General features: G+C 28.7%; 11 protein-coding genes. 7 read left to right on the top strand and 4 right to left on the bottom strand.

Annotation, left to right across the window (positions count from 1 at the left end; translation table 11 throughout):
* Positions 1–3 precede the first annotated feature (3 nt).
* The 3 genes from rnc (at position 4) to pyk (ending at position 2733) form a co-directional block, all read left to right on the top strand.
* Positions 4–741: a ribonuclease III gene (gene rnc, locus MC378_RS12545; protein WP_242179109.1), complete on the top strand. Its 738-nt coding sequence runs from the start codon at positions 4–6 to the stop codon at positions 739–741.
* 91 nt (positions 742–832) lie between these two features.
* Positions 833–1303, top strand: a complete 471-nt coding sequence (locus tag MC378_RS12540; RefSeq protein WP_242179108.1) for an IPExxxVDY family protein — start codon at positions 833–835, stop codon at positions 1301–1303.
* A gap of 2 nt (positions 1304–1305) precedes the next feature.
* Entirely contained in the window at positions 1306–2733 is a 1428-nt protein-coding gene (gene pyk / locus MC378_RS12535) for a pyruvate kinase (RefSeq protein WP_242179107.1), read from the top strand.
* A 68-nt stretch (positions 2734–2801) separates the two neighbouring features.
* Here pyk and MC378_RS12530 read toward each other — a convergent pair whose 3' ends face one another.
* A complete protein-coding gene (locus tag MC378_RS12530) occupies positions 2802–5099 on the bottom strand; it encodes a M28 family peptidase (protein WP_242179106.1) in 2298 nt (765 codons plus the stop codon).
* A 103-nt stretch (positions 5100–5202) separates the two neighbouring features.
* On the opposite strand from MC378_RS12530, the gene MC378_RS12525 reads away from it, so the two are divergent.
* On the top strand, positions 5203–5670 hold the full coding sequence (locus tag MC378_RS12525) for a CBS domain-containing protein (protein WP_242179105.1): 468 nt from the start codon (positions 5203–5205) through the stop codon (positions 5668–5670).
* Between the two features lies 1 nt (position 5671).
* On the opposite strand, the gene MC378_RS12520 is transcribed toward MC378_RS12525, so the two are convergent.
* Positions 5672–5974 carry a hypothetical protein gene (locus MC378_RS12520; RefSeq protein ID WP_242179104.1) on the bottom strand — a complete coding sequence of 101 codons (303 nt, stop codon included), beginning with the start codon at positions 5972–5974 and terminating at the stop codon, positions 5672–5674.
* Between the two features lies 1 nt (position 5975).
* Positions 5976–6329, bottom strand: a complete 354-nt coding sequence (locus MC378_RS12515) for a hypothetical protein (RefSeq protein WP_242179103.1) — start codon at positions 6327–6329, stop codon at positions 5976–5978.
* 157 nt (positions 6330–6486) lie between these two features.
* Here MC378_RS12515 and MC378_RS12510 point away from each other — a divergent pair, with 157 nt between their 5' ends.
* The 3 genes from MC378_RS12510 (at position 6487) to MC378_RS12500 (ending at position 9643) form a co-directional block, all read left to right on the top strand.
* A complete protein-coding gene (locus MC378_RS12510; RefSeq protein ID WP_242179102.1) occupies positions 6487–6822 on the top strand; it encodes a single-stranded DNA-binding protein in 336 nt (111 codons plus the stop codon).
* A 144-nt stretch (positions 6823–6966) separates the two neighbouring features.
* Positions 6967–7428 (top strand): (2Fe-2S)-binding protein, encoded by a 462-nt coding sequence (locus MC378_RS12505; RefSeq protein ID WP_242179101.1) that lies wholly within the window; start codon positions 6967–6969, stop codon positions 7426–7428.
* 19 nt (positions 7429–7447) lie between these two features.
* Positions 7448–9643 carry a xanthine dehydrogenase family protein molybdopterin-binding subunit gene (locus MC378_RS12500; RefSeq protein ID WP_242179100.1) on the top strand — a complete coding sequence of 732 codons (2196 nt, stop codon included), beginning with the start codon at positions 7448–7450 and terminating at the stop codon, positions 9641–9643.
* A gap of 369 nt (positions 9644–10012) precedes the next feature.
* Here the strand turns inward: MC378_RS12500 and MC378_RS12495 are convergent, their stop codons facing one another.
* On the bottom strand, positions 10013–12394 hold the full coding sequence (locus MC378_RS12495; protein WP_242179099.1) for a hypothetical protein: 2382 nt from the start codon (positions 12392–12394) through the stop codon (positions 10013–10015).
* Positions 12395–12542 lie beyond the last annotated feature (148 nt).

Below are 12542 nucleotides of genomic sequence, written 5' to 3'. Positions count from 1 at the left end.
TTTATGGGTTTTATTCGTAAAATAATTCATTCGCATTCTGATGAAGATGTAGAATTGTATAACGAATTAAAAAAACTTCTTAAGTTTTCTCCAAGAAAAATTAAAAAGTACAAAAAAGCATTTACTCATAGATCTATACAGATTACAGACAACAAAGGAATTCCAATAAACTACGAACGTTTAGAGTTTTTAGGAGATTCTATTTTAGGCTCTGTAATTGCTGCATATTTGTACAAAAAAGTTCCAACAGGTTCAGAAGGGTATTTAACTCAAATGCGATCTAAAATAGTTAGCAGAGAGCATTTAAATGAATTAGGTAAAGACTTAGACTTGATTCGGTTTGTAAAAAGTAATATTGATCAAGCAAATGTTGGTGATAATATTCACGGTAATATTTTTGAAGCTTTAGTAGGTGCTATTTATCTAGATAAGGGATATAATTTCTGTCAAAAATTTATTTATAAAAATGTAATAATTCCTTATGTAGACATACAAAAACTAGAAGGAAAAATTACTAGCTATAAAGGACTTATTATAGAATGGTGTCAGAAACAAAAGAAAAAATATACTTTTGATACTTATGAAGATTCTGGGAACGAGTCAATCAAACACTTTAGTGTAAAAATAAGTATTGATGGAGAGCAAATAGCCAAAGGAAGAGCAACCTCCAAAAAGAAAGCAGAAGAACAAGCATCAAAAAGAGTGTATTTTGCATTCCAAAATCAAATTTCTTCAAGTTAACTACGACAACGTTTTCGTTAATTTTCAAGTAAAACTCGCAAACTATTAGTAATTTAGCATCTTATAAAAACTAAAAAAAGAGTTATTATTTATGCAAATTCATTCTCTAGGTTTAGATGATTTTTGTCAAGAAGAGTATTCTTTAATTGGTATTCACACAACTCTAGAAGACTATAGGTTGGCTTATTTATTGAATAAAAATCTAAATACAAGTTTTTATAAATCTAAAGAAAACTTAGAGTTTGAGAATTTCGAAAATAAAGCTTCTTTTTCAGTCTTTAATTATTCTAACACAGAATACGATTTTGATTGGTTTTTAATAGCAAACAGCTTTAAAAGAGAATACCAAACAACATCAAATGAACTTTTACTTACATCAGAAATAAAAACCTACTTAATTCCAGAAAAGAAAAAAATAGATTTTTTTATTAAAATTTCTGGAGATGTATCACATAGTTTTGTTGTAGAAACGATAGAGAAAATCAAAAAAATAGATCAAGTAATAACTTCTTATTATGTTGATAAACAAACATTAAAGTCTAAAGACTTTTTAATATTTTAAATATGCCAAATAATAAAAAAACTAAGATTGTAGCTACATTAGGACCCGCAACAGATACGAAAGAAATCTTAACAGATTTAGCAACTGCAGGAGTTAATGTTTTTAGAATTAATTTTTCTCATGCAGATTATGAAGATGTAAAGAGAAAGGTAAAAATAATTAGAGAAATTAATGAAGAAAAAGGATATAATGTTGCAATTTTAGGAGACTTACAAGGGCCGAAACTTCGTGTTGGAGTTATGGAAGACGATGTAGTTCTTAAGGATGGAGACACCTTTACTTTTACTACAGAACAATGTATTGGAACTAAAGAAAAAGCCTTTATGACGTACCAACGTTTTCCTAAAGATGTAAAAGCAGGAGAACAAATTTTAGTAGATGATGGTAAATTATTATTTGAAGTAATTTCTGCTGATAAAAAGACAGAAGTTGTAACAAAAGTAATTGTTGGTGGTGCTTTAAAATCTAAAAAAGGAGTTAATTTACCTAACACAGCTATATCATTACCTGCCTTGACAGAAAAAGATATGAATGATGCTGTTTTTGCTTTAGAGCAAGAAGTAGATTGGATTGCTTTGTCTTTTGTTAGAACTCCAGACGATTTAAGAATGTTACGCGATTTAATTGATCAACACTCAGAATACAGAGTACCTGTAATTGCAAAAATAGAGAAGCCAGAGGCTGTAGAAAATATTGACGCATTAATTCCGTATTGCGATGGATTAATGGTTGCTCGTGGAGATTTAGGGGTAGAAATACCAATGCAAGAGGTACCATTAATTCAAAAAATGTTGGTTCATAGAGCAAAAAGAGCAAGAATTCCTGTAATTATTGCAACTCAAATGATGGAAACGATGATTGATAACTCTGTACCAACAAGAGCAGAAGTTAATGATGTTGCCAATTCTATTATGGATGGTGCAGATGCAGTTATGTTATCTGGAGAAACTTCTGTTGGGAAACATCCTTTAAGGGTTATTCAAAAAATGACAGAGATTATTAATAGCGTAGAACACTCTTCTTTAATAGAAGTACCTCAAAACGCTCCTCATATTAGAACAAATAGATTTGTGACAAAATCAATTTGTTATCACGCTGCATTAATGGCAAATGATACAGATGCAGCAGCAATTTCTACATTGACAAATAGTGGATATACTGCTTTTCAAATTTCTGCTTGGAGACCAAAATCTCATGTATTAGCATTTTCTTCAGAAAGAAGAATTTTAGGAAAATTAAATTTACTTTGGGGTGTTAGAGCTTTTTATTATGATAAGAATCTAAGTACAGATGATACCGTTGTAGATATTAATGAAATTTCTAAATCTAAAGGTTTTGTAAAACGTGGTGATTTAATGATAAACCTTACTTCTATGCCTGTTGAAGCTAAAGGAATGGTAAATACCTTACGTGTATCTGAAATAGATTAACTGCAGGCCTTATTATTAATATTTAAAAAAGCATTCTAATTTTTTAGGATGCTTTTTTATATTGTATACTATAGGTTTAATTTTTTAGATATTATTATTGCATCATTTGTTACAAAGGGCATAGGCATCATTTCTTCTGTTCTTGGTATTAAAGAAAAATTAGGGTTTTCTAATAAATCATAAGAGATTTCATTTAAAATTAAATCTAGTTTTTCATTCTTTAAAAGAGTAAAAGAAAGGTTTATTTTTTTATCTTGATTGGCTACATGATAAACTAAAAAAGTGCCACCTTTTATATTGTATACTTTTCCATCATTTACCAATACGTCGTTTACTTTAAATTGATGTAATTTAAGCTCTTTTTTTGTGATAAACTCAAACTTGTTTATTTTTCTTGTTGGCAGAATACTTACTTCTAGAAAGCGTTTATCTCCAATTAAAGTATCCATTTCTATTGTAACTTCTGAGGTAGAAATATTTTTAAAAGTTATTTTCTTATGATACTTAAAACGCGTATTGTATTTACTTTTTGTTTCTGCATTTACAATACTTCCTTTTATGGCGTTTTCATCAAAGATTTGCTTTGTGTATTCATCTAAAGATGAATTGTAAGTTCCATAATAAGCTGTTTTAGTATCATTATTCTGAATGTAAACGATACTGTTTGGTTTTTTCTTATCAATAGAAAAACCACTGTTATATGTTGCGATACCAAAGAACAGAATTGTTAAAAAACCAACAGTTTTTTGCATCCAAAAAGATTTTTTTTGATAAAATGTTAGTACCATCAAACCAAAAATTAAGGCAATGATGATTCCGCTTATAAATAAACTTTTTAAACCTAAACCAACGGGAAACATCTTAATTAATGGAGCAAAAATGTAAATGGTTGGAATAGATAGAAGGGTAAATAAAATACGTTTTGATTTGTCTTCTAAATTTAAAAAAACAGCAATTGCTAAAATTAATAAAGCTGCAAAAACAGGAATAATGAAAAAACCTGCACCTTTTAAAGAGTTGCTAATTAGAAAGTTTATAACTAGCCAAATAAAAATAGGAGCAATTAATAAATCTGTAGTTTTTTCTTGCTTTAAAAAGTATTTATAAATTTTAAATAAAATCCAAAGGTTTAAGAATACAAAAGCGGCAATATAGGTATAACCATTATAGGTAAACCCATGTAAAATATCTTGGTACTGTGGGTGAATAATTAACAACAATTTCCATAAACCAAAAGAAATTCCTCCACATAAAAGAACAGAAATAATAAAAGGAATAAAGCCTTTAAAAAGACCTTTTACAGTTATTTTATTCATCGAAATTCCGAAGAAAAGTAAAATAATAAAAATAATTAGAGAGCCTATTGACATAGGTGAAACCCAAGAAAAGGGAAAGGTTAACATTTTTATAAACGGAAAGTTAACATAAACAAAATCTTCTTCAGAGCTTAAGTTTGATATATCTGAATTTGCAAAATAATTTAAGGTAGTTGTTAAATAATCTGCCTGATGTAATAGGGTTTCTCTATCTAATCTGGCATAAGAATCTTGTGCGGTATGATAATCGAAATGATCTCCAATAAAGGCAAAGTTAAAGCCATTTATGTTTGCATTTTCTCTAAAAACGGTTAAATCTGTATCGTTTGGGAGCTTCTTGTAGATACTATACATTAGCGAATTTGCAATCGGAAAATTAGGTTTTGCAGCTAAAAATTCTGATAATAATTTACTGTTTTTCCCATTTGTTTCCATCAACATATAGCTTGGTCCGCCACTTCCTCTAGCTTCAAAATTTAAAACTAAACCAACCTCTTTTGTCCATTTATGTGCATCAACAAATGCCTGAGCACCTAACAATCCTAATTCTTCTGCATCAGAAATTAAGAGAACAATGTCGTTTTTCGGTGTTTCATTTTTAGCTAAGTAAGCCCTCATGCCTTCTAAAATTGTTACAACACCAGAACCGGCATCACTTGCACCTAAAGAGGAGTGTGGACTAGAATCATAATGTGTAAGTAACATTAAAGCTTTCCCATTTTCAGAGCCTTTTAAACGCGCAATAATGTTTTCTGCAGTTGTTGCCGCAAACCATTTTTTGTTAATGGCAGTTTGAGTTTGAATTTCGGTTTGAAATCCCATTTTTTGAAGCTCTTCTACAATATAATTCTGAACAATTTTATGTTCGTCAGAACCTACATGATGAGATTTTTCACTTATTTTTTTTAGGTGAAAAAGAGCATTGTCTAGAGAAAACTCCGTTTTTAAAGCTGTATCCTTATTCGATATAGAAGGTTTTGCATCAGAAAAACTCCAATAAATTACACCTAAAATTATAAGAATTGAGATAAGAGAAGAAAATGCTTTCATGTATGAAATAAATTTTTATAAATGTATGAAATAAAAAAAATGTGAACAAATTGTAATAATATAGCTAAAAATCAGTATTTTAGGTCTATTAAAACCAACTATTATGGCAATAAAAAGTTTTCAAGGCAAGAGAGATACCTCAAAAGAAAAAGAAAAATCAGAGATTTTAGTTTCTGATTATATGACAACAAAATTAATTGTTTTTAAAGCAGAAGACTCTTTAGATCATGTGATTAACCAGTTAATTACATATAAAATTTCTGGAGGACCTGTAGTTAATGATAAAAATGAGTTAATTGGAATTATTTCTGAAACAGATTGTATTAAACATATTTCTGAAAGTAAATATTACAATATGCCTTCAGACATCAATAATACTGTAGGTAAATACATGGTGAAAGATGTAGATACAATTGATAAAAACATGAATATTTTTGATGCAGCCTTTAAGTTTATTAGTTCTCACAGAAGAAGATTTCCGGTTGTAGAAAACGGAAAATTAATAGGTCAATTAAGTCAGAAAGATGTTTTAAAAGCTGCAATTAAAGTTCAAGGTAGTACTTGGAAATAATTTATTTCTTTTTTGCATCTATTTCAGCTTGAATTTTTTTCTGAGCTTTTTTTAGTTCTTTCATTTTAGCATCCATTTCTGCTTTTTTAAATGCATTTATAGAATCTAATCTTTTTTGTGTTTTTTCTTTTTGGATTGCTAAGTCTTTTTCTCGTTGATTTTTTTGAGTTTTTTTATAAAGCTCAATATTTTTTTCATTTTGCTTTTTAAGAACTTGTTGTCTGTCATATTTTTTATACAAGCGTAAACCAACTACAGCAATAATTATAATGACTAATGTTAAAATACTTGATTTCTTTTTCATATTAAGTTTCTTTTTTTATTAATAAAAATGTTTCATTTTCTAAAGGTAAATACCCTTGGTCATAAATATAAAAATAAGTGTTTCCTGTTTTGGTTTTATAAAGCGATGTAAAAAATTGAAAATCAAAACCTCTATCATATAATTTAGATCTAGTAACTTTTGTTTTTCCAGATACATTTAATTCAGATAAAATTTTATAATTTTTTCTAAGACGATTGTTGATGTTTCTAATTAAATTTTTACTGTCTTTATTTACCCTGTTATTATATGCGTTTCTACAATAATCAGAGCAAAATTTCTTGTCTATTCTACCTTTTACAGGCTCATTACATTCTAAACATTGTCTTGTATCCATATTTCAAATATAAATAAAATTATCCGTTTACAAACGACTACAAACAATTACATACGAAAGTAATTGTTTTGTAACCGAATAAAACTTTAATGCTGTCGTAATTTTGCAGTGTCAAAACGAATTGACAAAAACAAATAATAATTTAAAAACTTATCTTATGAGTACGTTAAGAAACAAAGTACAGTTAATTGGAAACCTAGGAAATAATCCGGAAATCATCACTTTAGATAGTGGTAAAAAACTGGCTAAATTTTCTATAGCAACAAATGAAACTTATAAAAACGCCCAAGGCGAAAAGGTAACAGACACGCAATGGCATAATATTGTTGCTTGGAATAAAACAGCAGAAATTGTTGAAAAATATTTAGAAAAAGGAAGTGAAGTTGCTATTGAGGGAAAATTAACTTCTAGAAGTTATGAAACTAAGGAAGGAGAAAAAAAATACATTACAGAAGTAGTTTGTAATGAGTTGTTGATGTTAGGAACAAAATAGTTTGCGTATAGTTTTGTGAAAATTAAAAAGCTGCTTTTTAAAAGTGGCTTTTTTTATTGTTAATTAACTTTCAAATTTTTAGCAAACGAAAAATTAGTACTATTTTTTTGTAACTTACAACATCAAATTCAAAATTAGCTACTTATGTTAAATTACACACTTTATATTAATGGAAAAAAAAGAGTGGTTACCGCAGATGCCGATACCCCTTTGTTATGGATTTTAAGAGATGAATTGAATTTGATTGGGACAAAGTTTGGTTGCGGTATTGCAGAATGCGGAGCTTGTACTGTACATATAGATGGAGTTGCTACTAGAAGTTGTCAAATGAAAGTTTCTTTTTTAGATGATGTTAAAATTACTACAATAGAAGGTCTATCAGAAGATGGGAAGCATCCTGTTCAAGAAGCATGGAAAGAAATAGATGTACCTCAATGCGGCTATTGTCAAGCAGGACAAATTATGACTGCTTCTGCTTTTTTAGCAGAAAATAAAAACCCTTCTAAAGAAGAAATAAGAGAAGCAATGCATGGTAATATTTGCAGATGTGCTTCATACAATAGAATTGAAAAAGCTGTAAAAGTTGCCGCAGAAAAAATGTCTTAATTAAAAAGAACGTCACAAAATGGAATCTCAAAATAAATATAACTTTAGCAGAAGAAACTTTTTAAAGACATCAGTTTTAGCAAGTGGTGGAATGTTAATTGGTTTTAATTTACTTACAGCCTGTAAACCAGAAGCTGTAATGCCTGTAGATATTAAAAGTTTAAACTTTAATGATTTTAATGCTTTTATAAAAATTTCAGATGAAGGATATGTTACTCTTTTTTCGCCAAATCCAGAAATTGGCCAAGGTGTAAAAACATCTATGCCAATGATTATTGCAGAAGAATTAGATGTAGCATGGAGCAAAGTAAATGTAGTGCAAGCTACGTTAGACACTAAAAATTTTCAAAGACAACTTGCTGGTGGAAGTCAATCCATTAGCTTTGGATGGGATGCTTTAAGGCAAACAGGAGCAACGGCTAAACAGATGTTAGTAAATGCAGCTGCTATAAAGTGGAACGTTGATGCAAGTACCTGTAAAGCTTCAAAAGGAATTATTACAAATGCAAATGGCGATCAACTAGGATATGGAGATGTTGTAAAAGAAGCAGCTTTATTAGAGGTTCCAGAAAATGTAAAATTGAAGGAGGCTAAAGATTTTACAATCATTGGACAAGAAATAGTAAATGTAGATATTGATAAGATTATTACCGGAAAACCTCTTTTTGGATTGGATTATAAAGCAGCAGATATGTTATATGCAACTGTTTTAAGACCTCCAGCTTTTGGTCAAGTATTAGATAGTTTTGATGCTACGGAAGCAAAGAAAGTGAAAGGAGTAATTGATGTGATTACCATTGGTGGTAAAGTAAGAGACTATATAAATTCTGGTAAAAATGATTGGACATTTGTAATGTCTGAAACCGATAAAGTAGTGGTAGTTGCCAAAAATACTTGGGCTGCCATAAAAGGGAAAAAAGCTCTTTCTGCAACTTGGAAACAAGATTCAAAACTAGAGTCTACAGAAGATCATGATACAATTTTAACTAAAATTTTAGAAGGGAATAAGTTTGACGTAAGAAGAGAAGATGGAAATATAAAAAAGGCTTTCATAAACGCTGATAAAGTAATTGAGAAAACATATCACTCTCCTTTTTTGCCTCATAATTGTATGGAACCAATGAATTTTTATGCCAATGTTAGCTCAGAAAAAGTACATTTAGTTGGACCTGTTCAAACTCCAGAATATGCAGCAAAAGTGGTTGCAGATATGTTAAATGTAGACTTAGATCGTGTTTCTGTAGAAATGACAAGAATGGGTGGAGGTTTTGGAAGAAGATTGTATGGCGATTTTGTATATGAAGCAGCAGAAATTTCAAGTGCAATTAAAAAACCTGTGAAATTAATTTCTACAAGAGAAGATGATATGACCATGGGGGTTTATCGTCCTGCAATAAAATACAGAATAAAAGCTGCAATTAAAGATGGAAAAATAACAGGATACCATTTAAAAGAAGCTGCAATTAATGGAAATATGTATGGCTTAATTCCTAATTTCTTTCCTGCCGGTTGTATTCCTAATTTTAAGGTAGAAACAAGTAATTACAAAAGCAATATTACTACCGGAGCTTGGAGAGCACCTTATACTAATTTTTTAGCATTTGCAGAACAAAGTTTCTTTGATGAATTGGCTTTAGAATTAAATATTGACGCCCTTCAATTACGTTTAGATTTATTACAAAATGTAAAAAACACTACTGACAAAAGGATAGAATATTCAGGGAAAAGAATGGAAGATACAATTAAGTTAGTCAAAGAAAAAGGGAATTGGGGGAAAGTAGAAAAAGGAGTTTTCCAAGGTTTTTCTGCTTATTATAGCCATAATACACATGTTGCAGAAATTGCAGAAATTGTTTTAAAAGAAGGCTTTCCTATTGTTAAAAAAGTAACAGTTGCGGTAGATTGTGGGGTTGTAATAAATCCTACAGGAGCAAGAAATCAAGTTGAAGGGGGCGTTATAGATGGAATTGGGCACGCTATGTATGCAGATTTTTCTTTTAATAAAGGAAAACCAAAATATAAAAATTTTAATACCTATAGATTAATAAGAATGCAAGAAACTCCTAAAGTAGCCGTTCATTTTGTAGAAAACAATTTATCTCCAACAGGCTTAGGAGAACCTGGTTTACCACCAGCGGGAGGTGCAGTTGCTAACGCAATAAATATAGCTTTAGGGAAAAGAATTTACAGCCAACCTTTTATAAATGAATTATAGAGTAATTTTATTTTGAAAGCGGTAAGTGGTTTGTTGTAAAAGAATTACAAAAATCAATTAAGATTTTTGCAATTCTACAGCCTAAGCTGCACAGGGGGAATAAAGTTTTCTTTTTAACAGCACACAAATATACTATGCACGCATAGTATATTTGTAGTAATTCGACAAGTACATGCTTAAGTACTTTAAATGGGAACAATTACCTGTTAAAGCAATGTTTTTTTTAGTATTAAAACGCAGTTATTATATCTTTTTTAGATTTTACAAAAACTAATTTATCCTAAAAAGAATCTATCTTTAAATTATTGTTTTTCTAAATAGTAGAAATATAGGGTTGTATTTTAAGTTCAATAGATTAAAAATTGTTGTTTATTCTGTGTCAACTGTTATTTCTTTTGAAATGAATTTACCATCAGTTGTTATTCCTTCAACAAATAAACTTACATAATTTTGTTTATTATTCTTAAACACTACATTTAAAATTCCGTCTTCTGTAATTTTGTTTTTAGGCAGCCAATCTATAACACCATAATTTTTATAAAAGGAGTTTTGATAGTTCTTATATTTTGGCACATAAAACTTTTTAGCGCTACTAAAAGTAATTGGAAATTTTAATTTTCTTACAGTTTTTTTATTTTTAACATTTAATAATGGATCTGTTTTTATTCTAATAACACCCCCGGTTCCGTAAGCTAAACCACCAGACATGTCTCGTAAATTAATGTCTATGTACTCAACATCATAAAGGTTATAATAGAACAACATACGCTTATCGGGTACTAGAAAACCATCTAAGAAAAAAGCAATTGGAGAGTTTTGTGCTCGGTTAATCGCTACAATTTCTCCTGTATTGAAATCATCATAGGCGAAAATACCAGGTTTAAAACCTATAAAATTTGCAAGTGTAGAGTTTCTGTCAAAATCATTTAAAAAATGAACCCGCCCCATAGATTGATTTTTTATTTTTTCAATTCTTTGTTCTTTTAGGTTTGTTTTAATAATAACTTCATCTAGAGTATTAGAGCTATTTAAAGCATAAAAATTAGGGTAATAGTTTTCAATTTCTTTTTCGCTAGTATTATAAAGGTTTTTAGGAATTAAGAATTTTCTTGTTGATGTATTTAATTTAGGAATATGATTAGGAAAATATTGAACATATAAAGAAGGTTCTACAAGCTTGTTCTTTTTTCCTATTTTAGAAATAAATAGATTTTCATTATCCATGGGGAAATAAGAATACAGTTGAAAAGATTTAACCTCTTCTTGAAAACTTAAAATATTTCCATTTCTATTTGATAAATGATGTATTAAATAATGGCTTTCTTTTTCAATATTTGGAATGTTTACTTTTATAGATATTCCTTTTTCAAATTGATGTATTTGCTTCTTATTTTCAGTTCGGACTTCTTTCCAATCAAAGCTACTCCATCCTTGGGTAATCAATAGATTATCAATATCGTATTCTTTTTGGTTGTTAATATTTTTAAAGTAATAACTTCCATTTTCTACAACCCCTTTTAAATAGGGGGTTAATAGTGTTTGAGAAATAATATTTGAGTTTTTGTTGTACGACTTAGTTTCTTTTGGAAGTATAGAAACACTAATGTTGTTATTCTTAAAATTATTTTTATTGTCAAATTTAAAAGAAACCTTTAAAGAATCTTTTACCTTTTTTATTGAAGATTGATTAAAATTTAAAATTGGTAACCCTTTATAATTAAAAAACATTCTTTCTGCTATAGGATTGTTCATTTCATCGATTAGAGTAAAAATATTTATTCCATAAGCTAAATCATTAAGGTTTATTCTTTGAATGATAGTTGTGTTGTTTTGAAACTGAATTTTTAGTTTATTTAGTTCTCCTTTGTTTTGAAACACTAAAAAATAATTCTTTTTTTTAATTTTTGATAAAGTATTTTTATTGGTAGCCAAAGCAACAAAAACCTCTTTTTTTGTTTTAGAGAGTTTTATTAAAATACCTTTTTCTTTGGTATGAGTGTTTATTGTTTTAGTTATTTTTTTTCCATTAAAATTTATAATTGCAGAATAAAAACTGCCTTTTTTTGGAGTAAATGAAGCCCTTCCTATTCCTAAATTATTTAATTGAAACTTTCTTATAACGGAGTTGTTTTCTAGAATTTCTCCAGAAATATTAGGAATTCCATAACCTAAAGTGTCTTTTGCAATAATACCTATTGTGTTGTTAATGTTAGATAGAAAAGTACCGCTTTCAGGTAAAAATTGAATGTCAATTTCATCATTTTCTATGATGTTGTTGTTTTTGAGAGGTTTGTTAGAATCAATTACCTTAATTGTTCCAACAAAGTAATTTTGTTCTTTAAAGTTTAACATCCAGTTGGTATAAGTTTTAACCTTATAAATTCCAGTAGTAAAAAGAGAATCTAATAGAAAACTTCCAGAAGCAATTCCGTTTTCAACTTTAAAAAGTTTTTCTTTTATAACGGTGTCGTCTTTGTCTGTAATTACAGCGTAAAGATTGGTGGTTAAAAGAGAAGGTTTTTTTGTTTTTTTGTTAATTACATAAGAGGTAAACCCCATTTCTTCTCCTTTTATATAGATAGATTTATTTAAATGAGAATAGACGGTTTCTTTATAATTTTGCTGTGTGTTTTTATAAATAATACTATCAATATTTTGATTGGCACTACTTTGTCCAAAGGACAAAAAGATCGAGAAAATCAGACAATATAATGTTACAGTAAACTTTTTGTTAGGTAATATTTCTATCATATTGTTTGTTTTAAAAACAATATCAATTATTGTACCAATTAGTTTGTTTTTATAAAGAAATGTAATGTTTACCAACTAATTCTTATTTAATTAAAAAAAAGAAGCCATTAATTTTCATTTGAAAACTAATGGCTTTTAAAATAATTGT

Origin of the sequence: Polaribacter marinus (genome assembly GCF_022662535.1) — a bacterium.
Taxonomy (GTDB): Bacteria; Bacteroidota; Bacteroidia; order Flavobacteriales; family Flavobacteriaceae; genus Polaribacter; species Polaribacter marinus.
The sequence above is the reverse complement of the archived record's forward strand: the minus strand, read 5'-3'. Positions and strand labels throughout refer to the sequence as shown.

Bases quoted from the DNA above. Each gene is read 5' to 3' on its own strand.
- rnc (WP_242179109.1), top strand. From the start codon at position 4: ATGGGTTTTATTCGTAAAATAATTCATTCGCATTCTGATGAAGATGTA.
- MC378_RS12540 (WP_242179108.1), top strand. From the start codon at position 833: ATGCAAATTCATTCTCTAGGTTTAGATGATTTTTGTCAAGAAGAGTAT.
- pyk (WP_242179107.1), top strand. From the start codon at position 1,306: ATGCCAAATAATAAAAAAACTAAGATTGTAGCTACATTAGGACCCGCA.
- MC378_RS12530 (WP_242179106.1), bottom strand. From the start codon at position 5,099: ATGAAAGCATTTTCTTCTCTTATCTCAATTCTTATAATTTTAGGTGTA.
- MC378_RS12525 (WP_242179105.1), top strand. From the start codon at position 5,203: ATGGCAATAAAAAGTTTTCAAGGCAAGAGAGATACCTCAAAAGAAAAA.
- MC378_RS12520 (WP_242179104.1), bottom strand. From the start codon at position 5,974: ATGAAAAAGAAATCAAGTATTTTAACATTAGTCATTATAATTATTGCT.
- MC378_RS12515 (WP_242179103.1), bottom strand. From the start codon at position 6,329: ATGGATACAAGACAATGTTTAGAATGTAATGAGCCTGTAAAAGGTAGA.
- MC378_RS12510 (WP_242179102.1), top strand. From the start codon at position 6,487: ATGAGTACGTTAAGAAACAAAGTACAGTTAATTGGAAACCTAGGAAAT.
- MC378_RS12505 (WP_242179101.1), top strand. From the start codon at position 6,967: ATGTTAAATTACACACTTTATATTAATGGAAAAAAAAGAGTGGTTACC.
- MC378_RS12500 (WP_242179100.1), top strand. From the start codon at position 7,448: ATGGAATCTCAAAATAAATATAACTTTAGCAGAAGAAACTTTTTAAAG.
- MC378_RS12495 (WP_242179099.1), bottom strand. From the start codon at position 12,394: ATGATAGAAATATTACCTAACAAAAAGTTTACTGTAACATTATATTGT.